25 protein-coding genes and 2 pseudogenes are annotated in these 25,948 nt (G+C 70.5%); 13 read left to right on the top strand and 14 right to left on the bottom strand.

The genetic code is table 11. The features are described from left to right. A pseudogene (locus EAO75_RS48660) lies at positions 1–122 on the bottom strand (FAD-dependent monooxygenase); the annotation flags it as partial. 30 nt (positions 123–152) lie between these two features. Between EAO75_RS48660 and EAO75_RS25485 the strand changes: the two are divergent. From EAO75_RS25485 to EAO75_RS25465, 5 genes are all read left to right on the top strand, one after another. Continuing rightward, positions 153–1,253: a serine/threonine protein phosphatase gene (locus tag EAO75_RS25485; RefSeq protein ID WP_261989398.1), complete on the top strand. Its 1,101-nt coding sequence runs from the start codon at positions 153–155 to the stop codon at positions 1,251–1,253. After that, on the top strand, positions 1,250–2,410 hold the full coding sequence (locus EAO75_RS25480) for a protein kinase domain-containing protein (RefSeq protein ID WP_147997347.1): 1,161 nt from the start codon (positions 1,250–1,252) through the stop codon (positions 2,408–2,410). The genes EAO75_RS25485 and EAO75_RS25480 overlap by 4 nt, the downstream gene beginning before the upstream one ends. Positions 2,411–2,462: 52 nt before the next feature. Then, on the top strand, positions 2,463–3,167 hold the full coding sequence (locus tag EAO75_RS25475) for a vWA domain-containing protein (RefSeq protein ID WP_147997346.1): 705 nt from the start codon (positions 2,463–2,465) through the stop codon (positions 3,165–3,167). Continuing rightward, a complete protein-coding gene (locus tag EAO75_RS25470) occupies positions 3,164–3,589 on the top strand; it encodes a hypothetical protein (protein WP_147997345.1) in 426 nt (141 codons plus the stop codon). Before EAO75_RS25475 ends, EAO75_RS25470 begins: the two co-directional genes overlap by 4 nt. A 589-nt stretch (positions 3,590–4,178) precedes the next feature. After that, on the top strand, positions 4,179–4,763 hold the full coding sequence (locus EAO75_RS25465) for a hypothetical protein (protein WP_147997344.1): 585 nt from the start codon (positions 4,179–4,181) through the stop codon (positions 4,761–4,763). Position 4,764: 1 nt separating this feature from the next. Here EAO75_RS25465 and EAO75_RS25460 read toward each other — a convergent pair whose 3' ends face one another. Genes EAO75_RS25460 through EAO75_RS25450 form a run of 3 tightly spaced genes read right to left on the bottom strand, consistent with a single transcriptional unit; the run spans position 4,765 to position 6,748 of the window. Continuing rightward, complete coding sequence (locus EAO75_RS25460; protein WP_147997343.1) at positions 4,765–5,391, bottom strand: YigZ family protein; 627 nt, start codon at positions 5,389–5,391, stop codon at positions 4,765–4,767. Between the two features lie 59 nt (positions 5,392–5,450). After that, entirely contained in the window at positions 5,451–5,993 is a 543-nt protein-coding gene (locus EAO75_RS25455; RefSeq protein ID WP_147997342.1) for a SixA phosphatase family protein, read from the bottom strand. After that, positions 5,990–6,748, bottom strand: coding sequence for a hypothetical protein (locus EAO75_RS25450; RefSeq protein WP_147997341.1), 759 nt, complete (start codon positions 6,746–6,748; stop codon positions 5,990–5,992). Before EAO75_RS25450 ends, EAO75_RS25455 begins: the two co-directional genes overlap by 4 nt. Before the next feature lie 274 nt (positions 6,749–7,022). On the opposite strand from EAO75_RS25450, the gene EAO75_RS25445 reads away from it, so the two are divergent. Together EAO75_RS25445 and EAO75_RS25440 are read left to right on the top strand one after the other, a co-directional pair. Further along, positions 7,023–7,430, top strand: a complete 408-nt coding sequence (locus EAO75_RS25445) for a CoA-binding protein (RefSeq protein ID WP_147997340.1) — start codon at positions 7,023–7,025, stop codon at positions 7,428–7,430. Positions 7,431–7,511: 81 nt separating this feature from the next. Then, positions 7,512–8,735 (top strand): 4-hydroxybenzoate 3-monooxygenase, encoded by a 1,224-nt coding sequence (locus EAO75_RS25440; RefSeq protein ID WP_147997339.1) that lies wholly within the window; start codon positions 7,512–7,514, stop codon positions 8,733–8,735. Between the two features lie 25 nt (positions 8,736–8,760). On the opposite strand, the gene EAO75_RS25435 is transcribed toward EAO75_RS25440, so the two are convergent. Beyond that, positions 8,761–9,120, bottom strand: coding sequence for an ArsR/SmtB family transcription factor (locus EAO75_RS25435; RefSeq protein ID WP_187284572.1), 360 nt, complete (start codon positions 9,118–9,120; stop codon positions 8,761–8,763). Between the two features lie 61 nt (positions 9,121–9,181). Between EAO75_RS25435 and EAO75_RS25430 the strand changes: the two genes are divergently transcribed. Continuing rightward, complete coding sequence (locus tag EAO75_RS25430) at positions 9,182–10,273, top strand: cation diffusion facilitator family transporter (RefSeq protein WP_147997338.1); 1,092 nt, start codon at positions 9,182–9,184, stop codon at positions 10,271–10,273. Between the two features lie 10 nt (positions 10,274–10,283). Here the strand turns inward: EAO75_RS25430 and EAO75_RS25425 are convergent, their stop codons facing one another. Both EAO75_RS25425 and EAO75_RS25420 read right to left on the bottom strand, forming a co-directional pair. Continuing rightward, positions 10,284–10,841, bottom strand: coding sequence for a YbaK/EbsC family protein (locus tag EAO75_RS25425; RefSeq protein ID WP_147997337.1), 558 nt, complete (start codon positions 10,839–10,841; stop codon positions 10,284–10,286). A gap of 43 nt (positions 10,842–10,884) precedes the next feature. Then, positions 10,885–11,457, bottom strand: a complete 573-nt coding sequence (locus tag EAO75_RS25420) for a helix-turn-helix domain-containing protein (protein WP_147997336.1) — start codon at positions 11,455–11,457, stop codon at positions 10,885–10,887. A gap of 107 nt (positions 11,458–11,564) precedes the next feature. On the opposite strand from EAO75_RS25420, the gene EAO75_RS25415 reads away from it, so the two are divergent. Continuing rightward, complete coding sequence (locus tag EAO75_RS25415; protein WP_147997335.1) at positions 11,565–12,422, top strand: DMT family transporter; 858 nt, start codon at positions 11,565–11,567, stop codon at positions 12,420–12,422. 1 nt (position 12,423) lies between these two features. Here the strand turns inward: EAO75_RS25415 and EAO75_RS25410 are convergent, their stop codons facing one another. Further along, on the bottom strand, positions 12,424–13,221 hold the full coding sequence (locus EAO75_RS25410) for an acyltransferase (RefSeq protein WP_147997334.1): 798 nt from the start codon (positions 13,219–13,221) through the stop codon (positions 12,424–12,426). 115 nt (positions 13,222–13,336) lie between these two features. On the opposite strand from EAO75_RS25410, the gene EAO75_RS25405 reads away from it, so the two are divergent. Beyond that, positions 13,337–13,867, top strand: coding sequence for a gamma carbonic anhydrase family protein (locus EAO75_RS25405; RefSeq protein WP_147997333.1), 531 nt, complete (start codon positions 13,337–13,339; stop codon positions 13,865–13,867). Positions 13,868–13,933: 66 nt separating this feature from the next. Here the strand turns inward: EAO75_RS25405 and EAO75_RS25400 are convergent, their stop codons facing one another. From EAO75_RS25400 to EAO75_RS25390, 3 genes are all read right to left on the bottom strand, one after another. Then, on the bottom strand, positions 13,934–14,578 hold the full coding sequence (locus EAO75_RS25400; protein WP_147997332.1) for a DedA family protein: 645 nt from the start codon (positions 14,576–14,578) through the stop codon (positions 13,934–13,936). 72 nt (positions 14,579–14,650) lie between these two features. Beyond that, positions 14,651–16,195, bottom strand: a complete 1,545-nt coding sequence (locus EAO75_RS25395; RefSeq protein ID WP_147997331.1) for a carboxylesterase/lipase family protein — start codon at positions 16,193–16,195, stop codon at positions 14,651–14,653. Between the two features lie 219 nt (positions 16,196–16,414). Further along, positions 16,415–18,295, bottom strand: a complete 1,881-nt coding sequence (locus tag EAO75_RS25390) for an RICIN domain-containing protein (protein ID WP_187284571.1) — start codon at positions 18,293–18,295, stop codon at positions 16,415–16,417. Between the two features lie 361 nt (positions 18,296–18,656). On the opposite strand from EAO75_RS25390, the gene galU reads away from it, so the two are divergent. Continuing rightward, complete coding sequence (galU, locus tag EAO75_RS25385) at positions 18,657–19,607, top strand: UTP--glucose-1-phosphate uridylyltransferase GalU (RefSeq protein ID WP_410092477.1); 951 nt, start codon at positions 18,657–18,659, stop codon at positions 19,605–19,607. A 63-nt stretch (positions 19,608–19,670) separates the two neighbouring features. Here the strand turns inward: galU and EAO75_RS25380 are convergent, their stop codons facing one another. Continuing rightward, entirely contained in the window at positions 19,671–20,123 is a 453-nt protein-coding gene (locus EAO75_RS25380) for a DUF4442 domain-containing protein (protein ID WP_187284570.1), read from the bottom strand. 184 nt (positions 20,124–20,307) lie between these two features. Between EAO75_RS25380 and EAO75_RS25375 the strand changes: the two are divergent. Both EAO75_RS25375 and EAO75_RS25370 read left to right on the top strand, forming a co-directional pair. After that, positions 20,308–21,112: pseudogene (locus EAO75_RS25375) on the top strand (MFS transporter); the annotation flags it as partial. A 49-nt stretch (positions 21,113–21,161) separates the two neighbouring features. Then, positions 21,162–22,172, top strand: coding sequence for a DUF2278 family protein (locus tag EAO75_RS25370; RefSeq protein WP_147997328.1), 1,011 nt, complete (start codon positions 21,162–21,164; stop codon positions 22,170–22,172). 164 nt (positions 22,173–22,336) lie between these two features. Here the strand turns inward: EAO75_RS25370 and EAO75_RS25365 are convergent, their stop codons facing one another. Then, entirely contained in the window at positions 22,337–22,993 is a 657-nt protein-coding gene (locus tag EAO75_RS25365; protein WP_147998062.1) for a hypothetical protein, read from the bottom strand. A 337-nt stretch (positions 22,994–23,330) separates the two neighbouring features. Further along, the gene (fxsT, locus tag EAO75_RS25360; RefSeq protein ID WP_147997327.1) at positions 23,331–25,796 is read right to left on the bottom strand and encodes an FxSxx-COOH system tetratricopeptide repeat protein; all 2,466 of its coding nucleotides are present in this window, start codon (positions 25,794–25,796) and stop codon (positions 23,331–23,333) included. Between the last annotated feature and the right edge of the window lie 152 nt (positions 25,797–25,948).

Raw genomic sequence — 25,948 nt, 5'->3', positions numbered from 1 at the left:
GACCATGCCCCGTCCGCGCCGACCAGCAGCCTCGTGACGACGGTGCCGCTGTCCGCGAAGGTCACCTCGTGACGGCCGTCGCCGAGGCCACGAACACCGCTGACCTTGTGGCCCCACCSGACSGTGCACGGTCCGCACTGGACGGCGCCCCCGTGGACCGTCCGGTACCCCAGCGGATCTGGTGTGTCGACGACGACCGGATGGGTCTGCTGGCGATGTCCGTGTGGAGCGAGCAGGTGCCGGGCCGCGGCGAGGACGCGGAGCCGTTCGTCGCGTTCCACACGGAGAGCGGGCAGGGCGTGCTCGCGGTCTTCGACGGCTCGGGCGGCGCCGGGGCGGCACCCGCGTGGCAGGCGTCCGACGGGGAGTACCGCACCGGTGCCTGGGTCGGCGCGCGGGTGGCACGGCTGGCCACGGACGTCTGGTTCCACGACGTGGTGGACGGCGAGCCGGCCTTGCCGGAGACCCTGCGTGCGTATCTCCGGTTCTTCCAGGAACGCGCCCCACAGCGCCGCAGCAAGATCAGCGGCACCATGCGCCGCCAACTGCCCACCACCCTGGCCGCTGTGCACTACCGCGTGAGCCATCCCCAGGGCCGGCCGCAACTGGAGCTGAGGCCGCTGTGGGCCGGCGACTCGCGCGCGTACGTGCTGCGCCCCGAGTCCGGGTTGCGGGTGCTCACCCGCGACCACACCCGGGAGAGCGACGCCCTGGAACTGCTGCGCACGGACCCACCGATGACCAACCTGGTGTGCTCGGACCGGGACTTCGAGATCGACAGCCAGATGCTGGCGTATTCGCTGCCCTGCGTTCTGGTGGTCGCGACCGACGGGTTCTTCGGCTATGTGCACACCCCTGCCGACTTCGAGGTGCTGCTGCTGCGCACCCTGGCCGGGGCAGCCGGCGCCGACGAGTGGGCCGACCTGATCCGCCGAGAGGTGCAGTCCTACACGGCGGACGACGCCTCGCTCGCGATCGTGGCCCTCGGCTACGGCGGATTCCAGCAGCTGCGGGACCGGTTCGCGGACCGTCTGCAGACGCTGACCGATCGCTACGTCCGCAACCGTCCGCACGGCCTGGACCTTTCCTCTCCCGTACGGGGCGAGGCGGGACCCGGCCCGGTGCCGGCGCCGGCGCCGGCGGATCCCGCGGACCTTCCGGCCCGTGTACGCGCCTGGCAGGACCACACCTGGCACTCCTACCGCGCCGACTACGAGACCCATCTGCCCCCGGCACCCGAGGAGCGCATGTGAAGCAGGGCGATGTCATCGGGGGCTACCGCATCGTCAGCGAGCCCACGAACGCCAACGGCGGCAAATGCATATGGGCATTCGCCGAGAAGGACGGCCACCAGTACTTCATCAAGCGGTTCCTGGAGCCCAAGCGACCCCGCGACGACGCGGCCGACTCGGCGAGCGTACGGATCCGGCGGCAGCTGGCCCGCGAGTTCGAGGAGCGGCACCGCACGATCATGAACCGGCTGCGCCCGGACGCACGCGGCGGGGGCAACCTGGTCCTGGCCACCGACTTCTTCCACGAGGGCAGCACCTACTACAAGGTCACCGAGCGGATCGACACCTCCAGCCTGGAGAAGCCGCAGGCCCTGGAACCCCGCCACAAGCTGGTGCTGCTCAAGACCCTCGGCAACAGCCTGCAGCAGTTGCACGACATCGACATCGTGCATGGCGACCTCAAGCCGCTGAACGTACTGGTGCAGAAGCGGCCCGACGCCACCTTCCACACGGCGAAGCTGATCGACTTCGACGACTCCTACGTCTCCGGAAACCCGCCGGAGCCCGACGACATCGCGGGCGACTCGGTGTACGGAGCGCCGGAATGGCGCCGGTACATGCAGCGCGACGGCTCGGTCGGCCCCGATCAACTGACCTGTGCGGTGGACGTCTTCGCACTCGGGCTGATGACGCACCTGTACCTGACGGGCGAACTGCCGCACCACGACGGGCGGTACGGCTCACCTGCCGATGCGGTCAGCGCGGGCGAGCTCCTCGACCTGGACACCCGGCTGTCGAACGAGATGCTCGGCCTGCTGCGCGCCATGACCGCCCGGGCCCCGCACAGCCGTCCACGGATCGCGACGTTCCTCAAGACGCTCTCCGACCCGAAGGTGTGCGCCCTCCAGCACCGGCGCCCGGGCACGGCCAAGGCCGCCTCGCCCGCTTCGGCGACGGATGCCGCGAAGCCGTCGGGACCGCGCACCAGCCGGATCAAGACCAACTTCTCCTCGCGCCCCCGCGCCGCGGCACCCCCGCCGGAGCCGCCCCGGCCGGCCGCCGCGGAGGACGAGCCCGCACCTCCCGTGACCCCGCCGGCCGCCGACGCCCCGGTGGAACGGACCTCCCGCGTCCGCATCAACCTCGGCGACCGCGGCCGGCGCCGCGACTCGCGCTGACCCCGGCACCGGCAACGACCCGCATCCGCCCGTATCACCCAGGAGACTTCGTATGACCAACGCCGAGCAGTACCAGGGGAATCTGCAGTACGCCGTCGACATCGTGCTGTGCGTCGACGCCACGGGCAGCATGCACCCCGTCCTCGACACCGTGAAGTCGAGCGCGTTGCAGTTCCACGACCGGCTCGACGACGTCATGGCCAAGAAGGGCAAGGCGATCAGTCAGCTACGGCTGAAGGTCATCGCCTTCCGTGACTTCGGCGACGACCCCTCGACCGCCATCCAGCAGACCGACTTCCTCCAACTGCCCTCGCAGGCAGGCAACTTCGAGGACTTCGTGCGCGGCATCGACGCCTCGGGCGGCGGCGACATCCCCGAGTCGGGCCTGGAGGCGCTCGCCCTGGCGATCAACTCGCGGTGGGAGACGGGTCTGGACCGCAGGCGTCATGTCATCGTGATGTTCACCGACGCCCCGGCCCACGCGCTGGGCACGCACGCGGGCACCCAGTCGTATCCGGCAAGCATCCCGCGCAGCATGGACGACCTGTTCGAACAGTGGGGGTACTCCCGCAGCCAGACCGCGGTGATGGAACAGTCGGCGAAGCGTCTGGTGCTGTTCGCACCGGACCTGGCGCCCTGGTCCGATCCGATCGCCGAGGAGTGGGACCTCACCCTGCACTTCGCCTCCAAGGCAGGTCAGGGGCTGGAGGAGTTCGAGATGGACGAGATCATCGAAACGATCGCGAACAGCCTGTGAGGTTCGACTGGTCGGATTTCACGCTGGAGTGCCGCGAGGACGACCGTCTGATCTTCGTGTGGCGCCGTTACAGCCGCATCGAGTCGAACGTGCGCCACTGCACCCGCCTACGGCTGCTCCCGCCGGGCTCCGACGGGCTGTCCCAGTGGATCTTCCACCTGCGCTTCCCCGAAGGGCCGACGCCCGGCCTCCTCGTGGTCCGGGTGGACGTCCCGGCCGACCGGCTTCAGGAGGCGCAGGACTTCACCGATCTGCTGCGACGCCGCTACGACATCCCTGAACAGGCTCCCGACGGGGCCGAGGACGAGGAGTTGCGCCGGGTGCCCCTGGATGCGCCCGAGTGGATCGCCGCGCCCGCTTCGGTGGCGTCGGAGGAGCTGTTCACGACCGTGATGGCCCGCGCCGAGGGCGACACGGGCTGAGGGCACCGCGGCACGGTGACGAGAGGGAGGGCAGGAGAAGGTGGCGGCATCGGCCAACTGGCGTTGCGCGGACTGCGACACGTTCAACAAGCCCGCGGAGGCGTCCTGCACGACCTGTGGCGGAGCCCGGCGCGCCGCCGCGACGCCGACGGCCACGGCGGCGCCGAAACCATCCGCCACGGCGCGGCCCAAGCCGGGTCCGAAGCCGGCGGGTTCCGGCGGAGGTGGCGCCAAGCGGCCCGGGGGCGGCGCCCGCCCGCCCGGCGCCTGGCGCTGCTCGGAGTGCGACACGAACAACGCGCGCACCGACCTGTCCTGCATCGGGTGCACTACGCCCTGGAAGGCGGCGGCGAAGCGGAGCACCCCGAAGCCGTCACCGTCCGGGGCGTCCGGCACTGCGGGCGCGAAGAAGGCCACGCCCCGCACGACGACGCCCGGGAAGTCCGCATCGTCGTCGCCCTCGACACCCCGAAGTACGCCGAGGAGTACGCCCAGAAGCACACCGAGGAGCACACCCCGGAGTACGCCGAGGCCCTCGCGGCCCGGCAGCACCGCGTCCGGGACGGCCGGGCCGGGTGCCGGGGAAGGGGTGTTCTTCCCGTCGACCGGGACGACGGGCTACCGCCCGACCGCACCCCACACCACGGTCACCCCACCGGTCCACACCCCACCGCCGCTCTACACGCCGCCTCCCAGAACCCGTTACACCGCACCGCCCAGGCCCGCGAAGGGCGGCGGCCGGCTCCGCGGCTGCGGCGGGCTCTTGGTGGGGTTCTTCCTGCTCAGCGCGTTGGTGCGCGGCTGCGACGGCCTCCTCGACTCCGGCGGCTCGGACTCGGACGGAAATGACGGCACCACCGTCGCCGCCACCTGTCCCGACCGCATCGCCGCCGAACTCCCCGACGGGGACGGCGCCGAGCTGGTCCAGGCGTACCGCACGAAGAACAAGCAGATCACGCTGTGCCGCACCACATCCGGATCGCTGTACTACTACGGCGAGTTCAGCGACGGGCGCGAGAAGGGCATCGCGATGGAGGCGGAGGAGACGAGCGACGGCTACGAGGCCCGCAACGGCGAGTATCGCTATGTCATCCAGGGCGGCGTCGTGACGATCTACCAGTCGGGCACGCAGATCGGCGAGGAGGACGTGACCCCGGAGCCCTCACCGTCGTGACTCACGCGTCCCCGTACGCCTCTCCCCCGAGCGCGAACCCCGCAGTCCCCGCCGTCGCATCCGCCAGCCACGCACGGAACGCCTCCACATCGGCGTCCGGCAGGCCGATCTCGATCGTGACCGCCTCCCCGTAGTGCACGTCCCGCACCTCGCGCCCGGTCGACCGCAGGTCGTTCTCCACCTTGCCCGCGCGCTGGTGGTCGACGGTCACCGAAGCCAGTCGGAATCGGCGCCGGGTGATTGTGCCGAGGGTGTCCAGCGCCTCGCCGACCGCGCCGCCGTAGGCACGGATCAGTCCGCCCGCGCCGAGCTTGACGCCGCCGTAGTAGCGGGTGACGACGGCGACGACGTAGCGCATGTCGCGGCGCAGCAGCATCTGGAGCATGGGGACGCCGGCCGTGCCGCCCGGTTCGCCGTCGTCGCTGGCCTTCTGGATCGCGGCGTCGGCACCGATGACGTAGGCCCAGCAGTTGTGGGTGGCGTCCGCGTGCTGCTTGCGGATGGCTGCGAGGAAGTCCTGGGCCTCCTTCTCGGTGGCCGCCGGGGCGAGCGCACAGATGAAGCGTGAGCGGTTGACCTCGGTCTCGTGCACGCCCGCGTGGGCGACTGTGCGGTACTCGTCCTGCATCCGGCCAGCCTATGCGCAGCGCCCGCGCCGGCCCGCGCGGGAGGGGTTCACCTTGCGCCTCACTTCTTCTTGCCGCGTGCCACCATCACGCCCGTCAGCAGTGCGGTGCCGGGCGCGAGGGCGCTCCAGGTGGTGCCGTGCCAGGCGAGGACGGCGATCGCCGAGGTGGGGAACTTGGTCCGGACGTCGTCCAGTGTGTCGTCGAGGCCGTCTCCGGCGAGTTCGAGGACGAGCTCCTCCAGGCCGGGGTTGTGCCCGATCAGGAGCAGCGTGCCGACCTCGGGGGACGCCTCGTGCACGACGTCCAGCAGCTCGGGCACGTCCGCCGCGTACACCCGCGGATCATGGCGTACGGGGGGCGGTGTGCCCCACTGGGCGGAGGCCAGTTCCCAGGTCTGGCGGGTGCGCACGGCGGTGGAGCACAGGGCGAGGTCCGGCAGGCAGTCGGCGTCGGCGATCATCCGGCCCGCCACCGGGGCGTCGCGCCGGCCGCGCGGGGCGAGCGGGCGCTCGTGGTCGGCGACGCCGTCCGGCCAGGCGGACTTGGCATGCCGCAGGACGACCAGACGGCGCAAGGGGCCCGCTCCGAAGTGTGCGGTCACGACAGGGCTCCCAGGTCGTGGGTGAGGTCGAGGCCGAGGAGGCGGTCGGCGTAGGCGTAGGTCTCGAAGCGGGCGCCGTCCGGCAGGTCGGGCGCGCTCTCCACCCAGCGCAGCACGCCGAGCACCCCGGGCACGTCGAGGTCGTCCTCCCAGGCGGTGCGCAGCTCCGCCCGCACCTCGTCGGGGATGGGCCGCGACGGCTGCCGGGCCCAGGCGGCGACGGCACGGCGCCAGCGTACGAGGGTGTCGTGGGCGTCGGCGAGAGCGGCCGCGTCGAGCTGCACGGGCACGCTTCTGCGCCGGGACAGCAGGACGAGGCGCAGGGCGGCGGGGTCGGCGTCCTCGGGGGGTGCCTCCGAGTGGGCCGGGGCCACGGCGAGCCGTACGCCGTCGGGCTGCGCGCCGCCCTCGCGTACGACGTGGATGACCTGCGCCTCGCCCAGGCCCGAGGCGGGGTCCCGGCCGTCCTCGAAGGGCCGCACGCCCAGCGCCGCGGCGCCGGCCCTGAGCTCGGCCTGCTCGCGTTCCGCGTCGAGCAGCGCCCAGACCGGCGTCCCGCCCAGCTCCAGGGCACGGAAGAGGAGATCCGCGGCCAGCAGCACCCGCAGGGCGGTGATGTCGAAGCCCTCCGTGTGCGCCTCGATGCGAGTCAGGCCCCGGCGGGCGGGCGCGGCGTCGACGGGTTCGCCGGTTCGGGCGTCGATGATGCGCAGCACGGAGCGAGCGTAGGCGCACTCACGGTCGTCCGCAGCCATCCGGGCCACTTTGCGGGCCGCGTGGCGGGAGTCGGTTCGGTCGGGAGTTCGCTGGTCGTCCGAGTCGTACCCGGGCATCGCCACCCCCTGCGGTGCGGACTGCCCGAACCGTACTGCGCACCTGCCCCACCGGACAGGAGTTCGGTCCGGGGCATTCGGAAAGGCCGGGGAAGTCGGTGCGACGGCCTGCGCCGGGGAATCCTCGCGGGCCGTCGGCCGTTGTGCCTGGTGACGGTGATCGACAGCGGTTCTAAGAAGCACGAGGGGGCCTGTGGTGTACGGCGACGAGGCTGCGGTTCGCAAGATCCTGACCGAACTGGGCGACACGTGGGCCATCGTGGGCCTGTCGTCGAACCAGCGCCGGGCGGCCTACGGGGTCGCCGAAGTACTCCAGCGCTACGGCAAGCGCATCGTGCCGGTCCATCCGAAGGCGGAGACGGTCCACGGTGAGCAGGGCTACGCCTCGCTGGCGGACATCCCGTTCGACGTGGACGTGGTCGACGTCTTCGTGAACAGCGATCTCGCGGGCCCGGTCGCCGACGAGGCGGTCGCCAAGGGCGCCGAGGCGGTCTGGTTCCAGCTGGATGTCATCGACGAGGCGGCGTACGACCGCACCCGCGCGGCCGGCCTGGAGATGGTCATGGACCGCTGCCCGGCGATCGAGATACCCCGCCTGGGCTAGCGGGGGCTCATCCGCGCCGGCTCGGTCCGGCCGGCCCCGGAACCCTCCCCTCCCCAGGTCGGCCGCCCGCATAATGCTCGGGTGACCTCCACCTCCCCCCACCACAACTCCAGCCCCGCGCGGCGCTTTCCGGTCGTCGTCGTGGGCGCCGGACCGGCCGGCCTCACCATCGCCAACATCCTGCGGGCGGCGTCCGTCGACTGTCTGGTCCTGGAGATCGAGACGCGCGAGTTCATCGAGCAGCGGCCGCGCGCCGGGGTGCTCGAGGAGGGGGCGGTCCGCGGCCTCCAGCGGCGGGGCCTCGCGGAGAACCTGCTGGCGCGGGCGCAGCGGCACACCGAGTGCGAGTTCCGGTTCGCCGGGGAGCGCTACCGGTTGGAGTACGCCGATCTGACGGGGGTTCATCACTGGGTCTACCCGCAGCAGTTCCTGGTGACGGACCTGGTGCGGGAGTACGTGGACGTGCGGGGCGGGGCCATCCGCTTCGGCGTCCAGGACGTGCAGCTGCACGACCTCGACACCGACCACCCCTCGGTGTCGTACACCTGCCCCGAGTCGGGTCTGCGAGAGGTGGTGCACTGCGATTTCGTCGCGGGCTGCGACGGTGCGCGCGGTGTCACGCGTACGGCGCTGCCCGCCGACCGGGCGCACATCGCCCGCAGCGACTACGGCATCGGCTGGCTCGCGCTGCTCGCGCAGGCGCCGCCGTCCTCCGACTGCGTTCTGTTCGGAATGCATCCTCGGGGGTTCGCCGGGCACATGCCGCGCAGCGCCGAGGTGACCCGCTACTACCTGGAGTGCCCGCCCGGCGACACCCCGGAGAACTGGTCGCACGAGCGGGTCTGGACGGAGCTGCAGCAGCGGCTGGGCGCGAACGGCGTGCCGCCGCTGACGGAGGGGCGGCTGATCGAGAAGCGCGTCCTCGACATGCACAACTACGTGGTCGAGCCGATGGTGTTCGGCCGTCTCTTCCTGGCCGGCGACGCCGCCCATCTGACGGCCCCCATCGCCGCCAAGGGCATGAACCTCGCCCTGCACGACGCCTTCCTGCTCGGCGACGGTCTCGTCGCCCACGTCACGAAGGGCGACGGCACCGGCCTGGACGCCTACTCGGCGACCTGTCTGAACCGGGTGTGGGACTACCAGGAGTTCTCACACTGGCTCTCCGACGTCTACCACGGCACGTCGTCGGGCGACCCGTACCGCGCGGGTACCACCCTCGCCCGGCTCCGCCGCATCTTCGACTCCGAGACGGCAGCGAGGGCGTTCGCGGAGCAGTACCTGGGCAGTCACACCGCCGGCTGAGCGAGCGCCTGTGCGGGCCGCCGGGTCAGTCGTGCAGGGGCCGGTCGGTGAGCCGGTGGTCCGCCACGTTCAGCGCCTCGTCGACGAGACGGCGCAGATGGCCGTCGCCGAGGGAGTAGATCACCCGGCGGCCCTCCTTGCGCGTGTTCACCAGGCCGGCGAGCCGTAGCCGGGCCAGATGCTGGCTGACGGCGGGGCGGGCCGCGCCGCAGGCCTCCGTGAGCGTGGTGACGTCGGCCTCGCCCGACGTCAGTGCGTGCAGCAGCGTGAGCCGGGTGCGGTCGCCGAGCAGGGCCAGGAGTTCGGCGGCGAGCGCGAACTGTTCCTCGCCCGGGGTGCGCGGATGCGCATCGTGCGCAGTTGATAGGTGCATGCGTGCGCTCATACGCACATAATGGCGTCGTGGGCGGTCCGCGTCCACACCCGCGCACCGGAAGGGGTCCGCCGTGAGCGACCGGCACGAGCACGCACATGGTCGGGAGCACCGTCACAGCCACCCTCACCACGCCCACCATCCACACCCACACCCGCACTCCCACTCCCCCACCGGCGCCGGACTCCGCCACCGCCTCACTCATCTCCTCAAGCCGCACTCCCACGAGACGGCCGACAAGCTCGACTCCGCCCTGGAGTCCTCGGCCCGCGGCATGCGCGCCCTGTGGGTGTCGCTGGCGGTGCTCGGTGTGACGGCGCTCCTCCAGGCGCTCGTGGTGGTCGCCTCGGGGTCGGTGGCACTGCTCGGCGACACGGTGCACAACACGGCGGACGCGCTGACCGCCGTACCGCTCGGGATCGCCTTCGTGCTGGGCCGGCGCGCGGCGACCCGCCGCTTCACCTACGGCTATGGACGGGCCGAGGACCTCGCGGGCATCGCCATCGTGCTGACGATCGCCGCGTCCGCGGCCTTCGCGGCATGGACGGCCGTCGACCGCCTGCTCGACCCGCGCCCGATGGAGCAGATCCCGGCGGTGGCGGTGGCGGCGCTCGTCGGGTTCGCGGGGAACGAGTGGGTGGCCCGGTACCGGATGCGGGTGGGCCGCGCCATCGGGTCGGCGGCCCTGGTCGCGGACGGTCTGCACGCCCGTACGGACGGATTCACCTCACTGGCCGTCCTGTTGAGCGCCGGGGGTGCGGCGCTGGGGTGGCAACTCGCGGACCCGATCGTGGGGTTGGCGATCACGGCCGCCATCGTGCTGGTGCTGCGGGACGCGGCGCGCGAGGTGTTCCGGCGGGTGATGGACGCCGTGGACCCGGCCCTGGTGGACCGGGCCGAGCAGGCGCTCCGCGAGGTCGAGGGCGTGCGCGAGGTGGGCGAGCTGCGGTTGCGCTGGATCGGGCACCGGCTGCGCGCCGAGGTCGCGGTCGTCGTGGACGGCGAGGCAACGGTACGGCAGGCACACGCCATCGCCGTGGAGGCCGAACACGCCCTGCTGCACGCCGTACCCCGGCTCACCGCGGCCCTGGTCCACGCGGACCCGGCACCGGTGCCGGGCGAGGCGGATCCGCACCTGGCCCTCGCGCACCACACCTCGGCCTGAGCCCACGCACTCAGGCGACCCCGAGACCCTCCAGGACGACCGCCCCCGGCAGCTGGGCGAACGCCTTTCCCGGCACCAGCAGCTTGCCGCGCCGGCGTCCGCTGCCGACCAGGACGTAGGGCAGATCGACGACGGCCGAGTCCACCAGCACCGGCCAGCCGTCGGGCAGTCCGAGCGGGGTGATGCCGCCGTACTCCATGCCGGTCTCGCCGGTGGCCGTGTCCATCGAGGCGAACGACGCCTTGCGGGCGCCGAGTTGGCGACGAACGACGCCGTTCACGTCGACCCGGGTGGTGGAGAGCACGACGCAGGCGGCCAGTGTCGTCTCGCCGCCGCGCTTGCCGGCGACGACCACACAGTTCGCGGACTGTTCGAGCAGTTCTTGTCCGTAGTGCTCGACGAAGACGGCGGTGTCGGCCCACTGCGGGTCGGTCTCGACGTAGACGATCTGGTCGGCGGGGACGCTGCCGCGCCAGTTGCGTACGGCGTCGGCGACCGGGCTGATGAGTTCGTCGAGGCAGTCGGGGGCCGCGGTGGCGCTGTCGAAGTTTCCGATGGGTGCGTCCATGAGCGCACGCTAACAGGGCCGCCGACGCCGTCCGAGCGACGTCTCAGCGGGCGGGCGGGACCGAGGCGGCCAGCATCCACTCGGTGGGGACGTCGCCCCGATTGCCGTAGGTGTGCGGGGCGTCGGCCTCGAAGGTGGCGCTCGCGCCGGCCGGCACGAGGTAGTCCGTGCCGTCGACGGTGAGGGTCAGTTCGCCCGCCGTGACGTGGACGATCTCGACGGTGCCGACGGGGTGCGGATCCGAGGCACTGCTCTCGCCCGGCATCACCCGCCAGTGCCACATCTCCAGCGGACCGGGCGCCTCGGTCCCGGCGAGGAGCCGGCTGTGGCTGCCCGCGTCGGTGTGCCACAGCCGCACGACCTGGTCGGCCGGGACGATCCGCACCTTGGGTCCCTGCTCGTAGTCGAGCAGCGTGGTGATGCTGATCCCGAGCGCGTCACCGATCTTGATCACGGTGCCGAGGCTGGGGTTGGTGCGGGCCTGCTCGATCTGGATGAGCATGCCGCGGCTGACACCCGCCCGGGCGGCGAGCACGTCCAGCGTGAAGCCGCGCACCGCGCGCCAGTGTTTGACGTTGCGCGCCAGGGACTGGGTCAGCAGTTCGAGGTCCGACACATTCCGTCCATCGTTGCGGAGTTCAATATTCTGGATGACAGGGTTTACCCGACTGCACTACCGTGGGGTGCACCCGATCGTGCACCGAACTGTACTGCGAGGCCACCATGACGGCACTCTTCGCCCTGGCCACCAGCCTCCTGTGGGGGCTGGCCGACTTCGGCGGCGGACTGCTGACCCGGCGCACCCCGGCGCTGACGGTGGTGGTCGTCTCGCAGGCGATCGCGGCCGTGGTGCTCGGCGTGATCGTGGTGTTCACGGGCGCCTGGAGCGAGGCCGGCGACCAGCTGTGGTTCGCGGCCGCCGCCGGCGTGGTGGGCCCGGTCGCCCTGCTCTGCTTCTACAAGGCACTCGCGCTCGGCCCGATGGGTGTGGTCTCCCCGCTCGGCACCGTGGGCGTGGCCGTCCCGGTCGGCGTCGGCCTCTTCCTCGGCGAGCGGCCGGGGCTGCTGCAGGTCGCGGGGATCGCGGTCGCCGTGCTCGGTGTCGTGCTCGCGGGCGGGCCACAGCTGCGGGGCGCCTCCGTGCAGCGGCAGACCATCCTGCTCACACTGGTCGCGGCCTTCGGCTTCGGCACGGTGTTCGCGCTGATCGCGGAGGCGTCGACCACCGTCACCGGTCTGTTCCTCGCGCTCTTCGTCCAACGCGTGGTGAACGTGACGGCCGGCGGCCTCGCCCTGTACGCCTCCTCGCGGCGGGGTCTCGCCGCCCTGCCCGACGGCGGTTTCCCCTGGCGGTCGCTGCCGGCGCTGGCCTTCGTGGGCCTCGCCGACGTCGCGGCGAACGGCACGTATGTGGTCGCCGCCCACCACGGCCCCGTGACCGTGGCCGCCGTACTCGCCTCGCTCTACCCGGTGGTGACCGCCCTGGCCGCCCGCGGCTTCCTGCGGGAGCAGCTGCGCGCGGTGCAGGCGGCGGGCGCCGGGCTCGCGCTGGTGGGCACGCTGCTGCTGGCGACCGGCTGACTCAGGACTCCGCGTCCACTTCGGCGAGCCGAGCAGCCGCCTTCTCGTCCAGCTCCGCCAGCTTCGCCGCGGTCTCCTCGTCCAGCTCGGCCAGCGCCTGGAGCTGCTCAGGGGTGACCCCGTCCGGTATCGGCACGGGCGCCGGGGTGCGAAGCGGCGGCTGCCAGCCCTCGTCGGGCGTCCAGCGCCGTACGACCCGGGCGGGCGCCCCCGCCACCACGGCGTGGTCGGGCACGATGCCGCGAACCACTGCGCCGGCCGCCACCACGACGTTCCGCCCGATCCGTGCGCCCGGCAGGATCACGGCCCCGGTGCCGATCCAGCACCCGGGGCCGATCTCGACCGGCTCCATGCGCGGCCACTGCTTGCCGATGGGCTCATGGGGATCGTCGTAGGAGTGGTTGGTGGACGTGACGTAGACGTACGGCCCGAAGTAGCAGTCGCTGCCGATGGTGACCGTCGTGTCGGCGATGACATGGCTGCCGCGCCCCAGCACGACCCCGTTCCCAATGCGCAGGATCGGCTCCGGGCCGAGGTCGAGGTCGGGCATCAGACCGGCGGTCAGCGTCACCTGCTCGCCGACGATGCAGTGGGAGCCGAGGTGGATCCAGGGTTCGCCGAAGACCGTGCCCAGCGGGAAGGCCAAACGGGTGGCCTCGCCGATCGAGCCGAAGCGGAAGCGGCCGGGGTGCTCGGCCGTCACCGAACCCGTGCGCTGCGCCCAGGCCCAGCCCGCGTGGACGGCGCGCTGCGCCAGTCGGCGTCGCCAGGATGAGAACGTGTTCTTGCGCTTGGGCACGGGCTCACCGTACTGAGCGTGCGGCCCTCGGATGATGTCGAGGGGCTGTGATCTTCGCCCCAACGGGTGGCGTAGCGTGCGCAGTGTCCACGACGTTTGCTGTGAGGAGAGGGCGATGACGCGCAAGGCGCTGGTCATGGGGATCGGGGGCCGGGAACCGAAGGTCGACGAGACCGCGTTCGTGGCGCCTACCTCGTCGGTGATCGGGGACGTGGCGTTGGAGGCGGGGGCGAGTGTCTGGTACGGCGCCGTGGTCCGCGGTGACGTGGAGCGGATCTCGGTCGGCGCTCAGTCCAACATCCAGGACAACTGCACGCTGCATGCCGACCCCGGCTTTCCCGTGAGTATCGGGGAGAGGGTGTCGGTCGGGCACAACGCCGTGGTGCACGGGGCGACCGTCGAGGACGACTGTCTGATCGGGATGGGGGCGACCGTGCTGAACGGGGCGGTGATCGGGGCCGGGTCCTTGGTCGCCGCTCAGGCTCTGGTGCCGCAGGGGATGCGGGTGCCGCCCGGGTCGCTTGTCGCGGGGGTGCCTGCGAAGGTCAAGCGCGAGTTGACGGAGGAAGAGCGGCAGGGCGTCACGCTCAACGGAACCATGTATGCCGAGTTGGCCAAGGCTCACCGGGAAGAGCACGGGGCCTGAGGTCGTACGCGGTCTGCGGGTCGCGGGGGCTGCTCGCGCAGTTCCCCGCGACCCCTGAGGGGCGCTTCAGTCCCCGGCTGCCACCGGTTCCGGTTCCTGGTGTGCCGTCTGGGCCTTCTTCGCCTTGCGCTTCAGGATGAGCATCGACGTCAGGCCGACCAGGACGGCCGCCACCAGCCCCAGCCACGAGAAGCGCTTCAGCCAGGACTCGGCCACCACTCCGACGTAGTAGATGACCGCCGTCGTGCCGCCCGCCCAGACGATGCCGCCGAGGACGTTGGCGGTCAGGAACTTCCAGTACGGCATCCGCAGGACACCCGCGAGCGGGCCGGCGAAGATCCGCAGGAGGGCGACGAAGCGGCCGAAGAAGACGGCCCACATGCCCCACTTCTGGAAGGAGCGCTCGGCGGTCGCGATGTGCGCCTCGCTGAAGTGTCTGGGGAACTTCGCCCCCAGCCAGGCCAGCAGTGGGCGTCCGCCCTTGCGGCCGATCGCGTAGCCGATGGAGTCGCCGATGATCGCGCCCGCGGTCGCGCAGGCGCCGAGCACGACAGGGTTGATGTCACCGTGCTGCGAGGCGAGCAGCGCCGAGGAGACCAGGATGATCTCGCCGGGCAGCGGGATACCCAGGCTCTCCAGGCCGATGACCGCGCCGACCAGCAGATAGATCGCCAGCGGGGGCACCGTTTCGAGCCATTCCTGGACGTGCAACGCCGCATCCTCTCGTGTACTGGACCGTTTGTTCCCGGCGCACGCCCGACCGTGAGCGTGCGCCGGGGCAGCCTACCCGTTCTGTGTGACGCCCTCGGAGTCCCACAGGTTGCACTGGTGGTCGCGGTGCACGGTGACGCTCACCTCATTCCCACCGGCGGACGGGGTGCGCAGGGCCAGCACTCCGCCCGGCTCGGAGGGCATCGCGGGCTGTCCCGTGGCCCGCGGGACCCCGTCCCGTACGAAGGAGCCCCAGTACTGGACCATCTGTCGCGCGAGCCCGCGCTGCTCGGCGTTCAGCGGAGCCTGCAGACCGAAGTGCTTGAAGAGGTACTGCACCTCGTTGACGTGGGTCGCGCCGAAGTCGAAGTCCGTGCCGAGGTCGCGCAGCGAGGCGAAGGGCGGGGAGGTGCGGTCGGCGAACTCGTACGCGTAGACCTTGCCGCGCCCGGCGAGCGTGCCGTCGAGGCGGAGCGCCGGGCAGGCGAAGAGCTGGTCGCCCTGGGCCGTGGCGTAGGCGAGGGTCGGCGAGGGGTGGGCCGTAAGCGGGTAGCGCGCGAGCGCCTCGTCGCCGTAGTCCGCGCGCATGACGGCCGGGTACTGGTCGGCGGTGAGCGGAGTGCCGTTCAGGTCGAACCTGGCGAAGGCGAACAGCCGCCCCTCGTCCTGGTTGGCCCCGTTCATGACCGGCACACCGGCCGCGGCTCCTTGCGCGAACGCCTCCTTCGGCTGCCTCGGCAGGAAGGCTCCACCGGCGACCGGCGCCCAGTCGAACATGCCCTGCGCGGCCAGGATCTCGGCGGCCGGCTTGGCGCGCAGGCACGCCAGGTCGGTGCAGCCGAGCTTCTGCGCGAAGGCGGCGCCCTGGGCCGTGGCCGTCTCGTGCGTGCGAGCACCGCAGTCGCCGTACGCCCCGCTCTGGATGATCCCGGCCCGCAGCAGCCCCTTGGCCGTCGGCGAGGCCAGCTGGGTGCAGACCGAGCGGCCGCCCGCCGACTCGCCCGCGATGGTCACGCGGCCCGGGTCACCACCGAAGCGTCCGATGTTGGCGCGCACCCAGCGCAGCGCGGCCTGCTGGTCGAGCATGCCGAAGTTGCCGGAGACCCCGTCACGGGCCTCGCCGTCGAGGCCGGCCGTGGCGAGGAAGCCCATGGCGCCGAGGCGGTAGTTGACGGTCACGACGACCGTGCCGGTCTGCCGCGCGAAGGTGTCGGGGACGACGTCCTGACCGGCGCCGGCGGTGAGGCCGCCGCCGTGGAACCAGACCATGACGGCACGGCGGGCCGCGCCCTGGGGGACGTACACATTGAGGTCGAGACAGTCCTCGGTGTGGCTCGGCTGCTCGTAGCCGGGGTCCCAACTCGCGCTCTGCACACACTTGTTGCCGAAGTCCCCCGCACTGCGGACGCCCTGCCAGGGCCGCACCCGACGCGGCTCCCTCCAGCGGAGCCCTCCGACCGGCGGCTGCGCGTAGGGGATGCCGAGGAACTGCCGTCCCTCGGTGGTGGTCTCACCCCGCACCCAGCCCGCCTCGGTACGGACGACGGGAGGGCCGGCGGCCTGCGCCGGCACGGGCGTGACGAGCGCGGCCGCGAGGGCCATCAGTGCAACGGACATACGACGTACCACCGGTCCACCTCCGCTTTACGGGCATGGGACAGCACTGGTGCGGCGGGAAAACTATGAACCCGGGTGACTCGTGTCAATGATGTGAACGAGAAACGGCTCGAATGACGTCAAGAACCGGAGGCGGGGTCACCCTGGCGGGACGACCCCGGCGGGGTGGTCCCGGATGAGTGCGGGCACCCCCCACCGACCAGTGGGGGGTGCGCCCGACTAGTGGGGGTGCTCCGACTGGTGGAGCACGGAGTCGACCGTCTTCGTGGCGGTGCCGACGACCGTGGATACCGCCCCCGCCACCTCGGCCGGGAGGGCCGCGACGGTGTCGACGACGGGGGCGGCCGGTGCGCCTTCGTCGCCGGAGTCGGCCTGGACGTAGCGCGTGTCGTACTGCGGCTGCGGGTCGTCCTCCGGTCCGCCCTGCCCGTCCTGCCCGTCTTTGTCACCCTGCGGGGGCGCGGCGCCGGGCGGTTCGGGGACGGCGTCGTGCGCCGACCCACGGTCGGGCTCGACCGGCGCGGCGTTCTGCCCCTTCTCGGCGTCCCGCCCCTGCTTGCCATCCTTTCCGAGCCCCTTGTCCGACGTCTCCTGCTCGCCGACGTCCGCCAGCCCGCCGTCGAGCATCCAGCGCTGTGCCTCGGAGCCGTCGCGTTCGGCGACGACCACGCCGGCGCCCTTGCCGCGGGCGACCGCCAGCCGCTCGGCCCGGCGCAGCAGAAGCTCCCCGTGCACGGTGAGGTCGTAGCGCACCTCCCCGGCGTGAGCGAGGCAGTGCGCCAGGACGACCGTGCCCTCCTCGGGGTCGGAGTCGAGGCAGAGGGTGGGGTCGACGGCGCTGCGCAGCACGCCGTTGTCCTGGTACGACCACTGCTGGGACGCGCTGGACGAGCACCCGGCCAGTTCGGCCCGGGCTCCGGTGCGGACCTGGCCGGCGCGCAGGTCGAGGCACAGTCCGCCGTCGAGGTTGCGGAGCCTGCCCTGGGCGATCTCGACGGGGTCCTCGGCCGAGGCGGCCGAGGGTGTGCCGCCGGAGGAGGGTTCGGCGACCGCGCTCGGGTGGACGGTCCTGCCGCTGGGCGCGCCCCAGGTGGCCTGCGCGCCGGGGACGCCGTTCTCGTCGGACCAGCCCTTCGCGGTGAGCACGGTCACGAGCAGGGCGAGGGAGGTCAGACCGACGCCCACGGCGACGGCCTTGCCGCGTACGGGCGGTGGCGTGGGCCGTTCCGGGCGGTGGCGCCCGCCCCGTCTGCGGCGGTCGCACACCGTCGGCCCGGAGCCGCCCCGCCCGGGCCGGGAGTCGAGATAGCGGCGGGCGCCCCAGCCGAGCACGGTCTCGGCGAGCAGCACTTCCAGGCCGCCCTCGAAATGACTGAGCTGTTCGGCGGCGTGCCGGCAGTAGCGGCACTCCATCAGATGCTGCTGGACATCGGGCAGCAGGGCCCCGCCGCGGCGAATGGGGACGTCGAGGAGACGGTTGTAGAAGCGGCATTCACGGGTGGGCGCGAGTTCGCCGTGCGCGCGGACGCAACCCCTGCGGAATTGCTCGCGCGCTCCCTCCAGAGCGGCCGCCGCGGTGGGCGTGTCCACCCCCAGCAGACCGGCGGGTATGGTTATCGGTTCCGCCTCGACCTCGGTGTGCCAGAGGAGGCATTGCGAAGCGCCCGGCAGGGCCCGGAATGCGCGCTCGGCGATTTGCCGCCTTTCGGGCGTCGTGGGCCGGGCGGCACGCAGCCCGCGCCCGCCGGTCGGTTTGCCGAGTTCCGGCAGCAGGGCGGAAATTCCTTCGTCGGCCGCCCACTCCTTCACCATGTCTCTTACCGCGATGAGGAGTTGGGGTCGAGTTGCGCCGACGGCCGGTCGGTGGAGTACGCGATGGAACGCCGCGGCGGCCACCATGGAGGCCGAACTCTCCGTGGACACCAGGCAGATGGCCGCGTAGTCGTGGGTCGCACGCCAGTGTCGTGCCATCAGCAGGGCGACGGCGTGGGGGTCCGCGCCGTCCGTGTCCAGGCGCGCGACGAGGTCGCGGTCGGACTCACCGGGGCTCAGCCCGGGCCGTGGCGGGTACGGCGGTCGTGGGGGGTAAGGGGATTGCACTGAACCATTTCCTTCCCAGCCGCAGGACGGCATGGGGAATGCGCGTCCTTCGGAAAAGCAGGCGCCTGATTGGTGCATACCTGGGCCGCGTCACCTCTGGACCGGCTATCGGGCCGCTCACTTTCGCACAAGCGCCGCACAGGAAACAAGAAGTTCGAGTGACCGATGTTCAAGAAGCGAGAAATTCAAAAGAGTTACCGGCGGTATCCGTACCCGCATTCGAAGTCGCCGTCGAACTCGACGCCAAGTTGTGTGCACCCAAAGGACATCGGTCCACGGAATCTTCAACTCCGCATACCGCACAGCAGGCTCCGAGGTTTCTCCCGGCCCGCTCTCATCCCCGTACAGCAGCATGGCCCGCATGATCGTCCCCCACACGACACCCGCCGCCGAATCGCCCCGTAGGGTCCGCAAGGCGGTCGTCCCGGCCGCGGGCCTCGGCACGCGGTTCCTGCCCGCGACGAAGGCGACTCCCAAGGAGATGCTGCCGGTCGTCGACAAGCCGGCCATCCAGTACGTCGTCGAGGAGGCCGCGGCGGCAGGTCTCGACGACGTACTGATGATCACCGGCCGGCACAAGCGCGCCATCGAGGACCACTTCGACCACGCCTTCGAGCTGGAGCAGGCGCTCGCGGCCAAGGGCGACACGGTCCGACTGGACGCGGTGCGCGACCCGGCCCGGCTCGCCGACATCCACCACATCCGCCAGGGCGACCCCCTCGGCCTCGGCCACGCGGTGCTGTGCGCCCGTCAGCACGTCGGCGACCAGCCGTTCGCCGTCCTGCTGGGCGACGACCTGATCGACCCGCGCGAGAGCCTGCTGAGCCGGATGCTGGAGGTGCGCGACCGCCGCGAGGGCAGCGTGATCGCCCTGATGGAGGTCCCGCCGGAGCAGATCCACCTCTACGGCTGCGCGGCCGTCGAACCGTCCGGCGAGGAGGGGGTGGTGCGCGTCACGGGCATGGTGGAGAAGCCGTCACGCGAGGACGCGCCGAGCCACTACGCCGTCATCGGCCGCTATGTCCTCGACCCGGCCGTCTTCGGCGTCCTGGAGCGCACCCCGCCCGGCCGCGGCGGCGAGATCCAGCTCACCGACGCACTTCAGGAGCTGGCGACGGACGACACGGTCCACGGAGTCGTGTTCGACGGCCTGCGCTACGACACCGGCGACAAGGCGGACTACCTGCGCACGGTGGTGCGGCTCGCGTGCGACCGGCAGGATCTGGGGCCGCAGTTCACGGCCTGGCTGAAGGAGTTCGTGGCGGGCCTGGAGGACAGCGGGGCCGCCGGGAGTAAGCGGATCGCGGCCTGAGGGGCCCCGGACGGCGAGCGGGGACCCTGGGCAGGGCCCCTGCTCGCTGCCGTAGGACCGGACTCAGCCGTTGGGCCGCAGGGTCCACACAACGGTCATCTCGCCGGTGACGGCACCGTCCGCACGCTGGATCTCGATCATCACCGGGAACTCGGGCCGCTCGCCCGCGTCCAGCTCCGCGACGACCTCGGCGGCCGGGCGACCCAGCGTCGCGGTGGCGGTGACGGCACCCATGGCGAGCTTCTTGTAGGCGATCTCGGCGCTGACCGCGAGCGGCACGGCACGCGAGAGCTGGTCGCCGAAGGCGGCCAGCACGATCGCACCGCTGGCGGACTCCCCGAGCGTGAACATCGCGCCGGCGTGCGGCCCGCCCACGTGGTTGTGGTAGTCGCCCTGGTCCGGCAGAGCCACCACGGCCTTGTCCGGCGTGGTCTCCAGGAACTCGAGGTTCAGGGTCCGGGCCATGGGCACGGTGGCGGCGAGCATCTCGCCGATGGACATCTGGTCTGCGCTCATGACGGTCATGTTACCCATGAGTAGGAATTTGGGAACAGCCTGAGCACGATGTGATGAGAGTCGTATCCCCGAGAAGCCCGACCACACCCGGCGGACCGGCCCGAGGCGGCACGAGCGTGGCCCACCGGGTCCGTGACCTGCTGTCCGCTTGGCAAGTCGAGGCGGGGGCGGCGACAGTCGGCCGGTGACCTCCCCCGCCGACCTGCGCCGCCGCTCCCGCCGCCCCACCTGGGCGGGCCGCAATTACAGCCTTCTGACCGCCGCCGCGTTCGTGACGAACCTCGGCAGCCACGGAGCACTGATCGCCGCGGCGTTCGCGGTGCTGGAGGCGGGCGGCGACGGCGGCGACGTGGGCCTGGTGGCCGCCTCCCGCACCCTGCCCCTGGTGCTGTTCCTGCTGATCGGCGGCGCCGTCGCGGACCGCCTCCCCCAGCACCGGGTGATGGTCGCCGCCAACGCCCTCAACTGCCTCTCGCAGGCCGCCTTCGCCGTACTGGTCCTCTCCGGGAAGGCCGAGCTGTGGCAGATGATGCTGCTCACCGCCCTCGGCGGCACCGGCCAGGCGTTCTTCAGCCCGGCGGCCGAGGGCATGCTGCTGTCGTCCGTCTAGGGAGAGCAGGCGAGCCGGGCGTTCGCCGTGTTCCGCATGGCGATGCAGGGCGCGGCGGTGGGCGGCGCTGGGCGGTGCGGCGCTGGGCGGTGCGATGGTGGCCGCGATCGGGCCCGGCTGGGTGCTGGCGGCGGACGCGGCGGCCTTCGCGGTCGCCGGGGCGATGCGGGCGTTCCTCGACGTGAGTCACATTCCGCAGCGCGTGCGGGGCGGCGGCATGCCGGCCGATCTGCGCGAGGGCCGGCGGGAGTTCGCCGGGAGGCCGTGGCTGTGGGGCATCGTCGTCCAGTTCTCCATCGCGAACGCGGTCGTGGGCGCGGCCGACGCGGTCTACGGCCCCCTGGTCGCCCGGGACCATCTGGGCGGGGCGGGTCCATGGATTCCATACCGGCTCTGTTCCTGCTTGAGCACCGGCGGAGGGAAGACTCATGCCTTTGAAGAACTACGGAGTGCTGGCATGCCGGGTCGTCGACCGGCGCCGTGAAGGTGCACCCGACGACACCCCGCACTACCAGCTGCACCTCACCGACGGCAGGGGCACGCACTACCGCGGTGCGGTCAACGTCTTGTCCCAGCAGGCTCCTTCCGACCTGCTGTTCCTGGCCATCGACGATTTCCGGCATCCCGTGACCACACAGCTTCCCCCGGCAGGGAGTGGGTGGACGGAACTGCGGCGTCAGCCCGGCGGGGCGAGCCTGGACTTCATCCGCGGCAATCTCTTCGCCCCGGAATCGATGCGCAAGCTGCCTCCGGATGTGACCGGCCCCGACAACGACCTGTCCGACAGGCTGGACCACTACATCGAGCGTGCCATCGGCGATCCTACGGCGGCCCTGTACCTCTTCGGCGAGCGATGGGGGCCCGAACGCAACAAGCGCGACAAGGTGTTCGGCTTCGAGCCCGGCAATGGTGTGCACGACATCCATATGAACCAGGGCAGTGTAGGGCAATTCAGTTCGACCAACGGAGTCTGGCAGGACGGCGCCCTGATACTCCACTTTCCCGCCGAATCGCGCTGGGTGGCCGTGTTCCTGGCCTTCCAGTCCCAGGCCTGGCACACCGACGAACAGACCGGCCACCCCATCGAGGCAGCACCTGCCCGGCCCGTCCAGCGCGAGGCCGAAGTGCGCATCCTGGCCGCCATGGTCAACCCCAAGGGCCCGGCACCCGAGCGGGAATCGGTGACCCTCATCAACGCCTCACCCGAGTCTGTCGACCTCAACGGCTGGCAACTGGCAGACGAGAACGATCACATGTTCCGACTGCCCGCAGAGCACGTCGCCGCAGGCGCGACCTTGGTCGTCCAGGGCGGCAACGGCTTCGAACTGGGCAACCGAGGTGGAGCGATCACCCTGCTCGACCCTTCCGGTCTCAAGGTCGACGGCGTGTCGTACACGGAGACCGAGGCGCGTCGCGAGGGATGGACGGTGTCCTTCTGACCGAGTCCTCACCACGCCGAGCACCTCGTCCAGCGCATCCGACGCGGCGACGGCACTGGACCAGTCGTTACAGTGCCGTAGCCGCTTCGGGCAGACGCTTGGCCAGGCCAAGTCAGCCGGCATGTCTACGACAGCGGACACAGATCGTTCTCAATCACGGTCGGTCATGCTTCAGCGCTGTCGGCGGGGCTGTGGTCCGCCATGCGTCTCCAAAGAGACACATCACTGCTGGTCGCGACGGCGACGGTCTGCCCGGAAGGCGAGAAGCCGGCAGCTCGGAGTTCGGAGTAGTCGGCGTGGAAGATGTGCCACCACCGCTCGCCGTGTGGTCCACGGTGGGGCAGCCCGCCGTCRCGGGAGAGCAGGACACGCTCGTGGGGCCAGGCAGGGACGACAACTTCCAGAGTCCAGCCGTCTGCGGTGGTGGTGTGAAGTCCTCCCCCGAAGAGCCCGGCGATGCGCACCCTGCTTCCGGCGATGGGCCCCAGCCCGGGGCAGGAGAGGTCGGCAGCGGCGTCAGGAGTGCTGTCCTCGGCATCAGGGTCGCGATCCCGGGCGATCTTCTCTCCCGYGACGGCGTCGAAGAGGCCGTGGCCGTCGTGTGATACGACCATGACCAAGTCGCGGCCGGTGTCGGGGTGCGAGGCGAAGCCGATTCCGAGGAGTCCGCCGACAGGGACGTATGCGATGCGCTGCCAGGGCTCGGGCGCCGGTACGACAGGGGCAGCGAGAAGCCCTTTCCTCATCGCCAGCTGATACGCGGAAAGCTCCGGCTCACGGTCTGGCTGCTCGACCGGAGCTTCCTTCTTCGTCCACTTCATCACGTAGCCATGATCCATACTTCGGCGGGCCGGCAAGGGAGTTGATGCAGGCGGGGGCTCAGACGCATGAACCTGGAGGCTGTGAACGCGGCTTGATGACCCAGCTCAAGGTTCGCCGACAGACCTCTGACTCGCGCTTGGGGTGCACTGGGGCTCCGCGCAACACCTCGCTGAATGCTCCGTATTTCCCGCATTGCTCTGTCGCTGTCTATTTCGTCCCGCCCATGCTGGGTACCCCCTGGCACGGTCGTGGTCGTATCAGGCGCGCGGCACTTGCGCCCTTTCGGTACGGTCCAGTCGATCACAAGCGGCTTGGACGGGTTCGTGGAGGCGCACGTCAAAACCAGGTATTGGATGTGGAACGGCGACGCAGCAAGGGCCGGGAAGTCGCGGATGCCTGCACAAGGTTGGCGCGGGCACCCTCAGTAAACGGATGCTGCGGACCGAGAACGCGTTCGTAGTCCAGCAGAACTGACTTCAAGCAGGCTATTCCGCCGGGTCGTTGACCGGCAGCCAGGAGTGCGAGGCCAAGGTTGCGGCGAGCGTTCAGTGTGGGCTGGTTGTCTGGACCGAGCACGCGCTCTCGGTCGGCGACACAGGTCTTGAACAGCGGGACAGCCTTGGGGTAGTTGCGAGCGGCTAGATATGCGCGAGCGAGGAAGATCCGAATACACAGCGATTCCGGATGATCAACGCCAAGTTGTTGCTCGCTCCTGCCTAAGAGCTGGATCAGGTTCTCGATGGCTTCGTCACTGCGGCCAGCGCTCTGCAGCGCGAGAGCGTGGTAGCGCCCCCACCACAGATGTGTCTGGTGATTGCGTGGGTACAGGCGGGGCAGAGCTGCCAGTACGCGTTCGTATAAAGCCAACGCCTCGACAGGACGCCCCACTCGTTCGTACATCCGGGCCAGTTCACCCCGAGCATTGGTCGTGGATGGATGATCGTCCCCCAGGACGCGCTCGTTATCCGCGACGTTCTTCTCGAACACGCCCAAGGCCCGCTCGTTGTCACCCCGGGACCTCAGTGTGCTGGCTATGTTGATCTGCGCCTTCAATGCCGTATGGTCATACTCTCCATTAATGCGCAGACAGTCTGCCAGGTTCCGCGAGTGCAGCAACAGAGCCTCGTCCAGCTGGCCAGCACACTCCAAGGCGAAGCCGAGACGGTTGACGGCGATCAGTACCCTGGGGGCGTCACGACCAAAGGCAGCCTGGCACTCGCTGAGGCTACGCCGACACAGTGTGACTGCGAGATCGAACTGGTTCGCTTGCTTGTACGCGTAATCGAGCGCTTCGACGGCTGCGAGAGTTTCATCGTCTTGAGGTGGCAGCAGCCGCTCATGGTCCTCCAGCACTTCCTGCCCCAGCCGCACGGCCCGTTCCAGCTCATTCAGTGTCCCAAGCTGAAATACAGCGGAGCGTCGCAGCTCCAAGAGGCCCCGCAGGGCGTCGTCTCCAAGCGGCTCAGTCGCAGCCCAGAGGGCGAGAACGTGATCCGGGAGAGCACGGTCGGCGCCTTCGCTCAACAGGCCATACGGTTCGGGCAGCAACCTACGTAAACCGGCAGCGGCCTCCTCTGTCCGAGCGCCAAGACGTCGTCCACGCTGGAGGCGATCGCGGACGATGCGTTGCACCAATCGATGCATAAGGACGATTCCACCGTCGAGACTGAGTGTCACCACCGATGCCTCGGTCATCCGTCCGATCGCGGCGTCGATCTCGGTGGTCTGGCGCTGCGACATCATGGCCCTCAAGTGCTGACGGTCCACGCCGGAAGGTGAYAGGAGCGCGACCAATTCGATGGCCCGTCGTACGGTCTGTGCGTGCTGTCCAGTAGCGGCGTGCGCGATGGCGATTGACAGTGCTTCCGCCACACCAACCGGGTACGCCTCACCCGGTATTCGGCGCATGGACTCGCTCGCCTGGAAGGAGCGAAACCGTTCGCGATATACAGAGAAGGTCAGCCCCTGGGTCCGGATGAACCACGCAGCCTGAGCCAGGGCCAGTGGAAGATGCCCTAGATCTTCGACGAGCCCACCAGCCGCTACATGGTCTACCAGACCAGTTCTTTCTTGCAGGAATGTGACGGCTTCAACCGGCGTGAACACACCGATGTCAACGGCAGATCCGAGATGGGTGACCGAGCGTACGGTACTTGTGATTAGCGTGCGGGTCTGGCCCACGCGCGGCAGCCACTCAGCCACCTCGTCAGGATCCACGACGTTGTCGAGGACCAGTAGGGCGGGACCCGGAAGCTGTTCGAGCCACCTGCGAGCCGCCGTGGCAGCGCGCTGAGCGTCCTGGATGCCGGCCTTGACGCCAGTGGCTTCTGCGAGATTGTCGAGTCCGGCCACAATCTGACCCGGCTCCTCCGCAACTATCCAAGCAACAACACGCCATCCAGCGTCGATGCGAGAGCGAGCATACGCACCGGCCAGTTGCGTCTTACCGACACCTCGGCCACCAGTGAGCGCACAGACGACAGCCACGCCGTTTCGCTCCATCGCCTCGTCGACTGCCTTGATCAGTCCAGTGCGCGCCTGGAAGGCAACCGGCTCGCGAGGGAGAGGACCAACGACCAGCGTCGACTCCGGCAGAGAGGGCAGGGTTGGCTCGGTTCGGGCTTCCACCGGATTCCGCGCCGCAAACCATCCTCCGGCGCTGAGTACCGCAGCGCTTGCTGTCGTAGCCAGAGCGAGAGAAGCGTCCTGTCCTGTTCCCGCAAGTGTCATCAAGGTCCACGGCAGTGCGAAGGCGCTCAGGGTCGACAGAATGACGACAACCCATCGAATTCCATGACCCACGGCGCCCCCTGCCCCGGACCGGCYCCCCAACCCATCCAGTGTCGCCAGTCTGCCCAATTCGCGGGCTGGCCAACATAGTTCGGTACGCACGGATCACACCGTTCTGGAACACTCTCAAGTGCCGCCCTGGAGTAGCCGACCAGCGCTCCAAC

This window comes from Streptomyces sp. UW30, from assembly GCF_008042075.1.
GTDB lineage: Bacteria > Actinomycetota > Actinomycetes > Streptomycetales > Streptomycetaceae > Streptomyces.
This window is presented reverse-complemented; position numbering and strand designations above follow the sequence as displayed.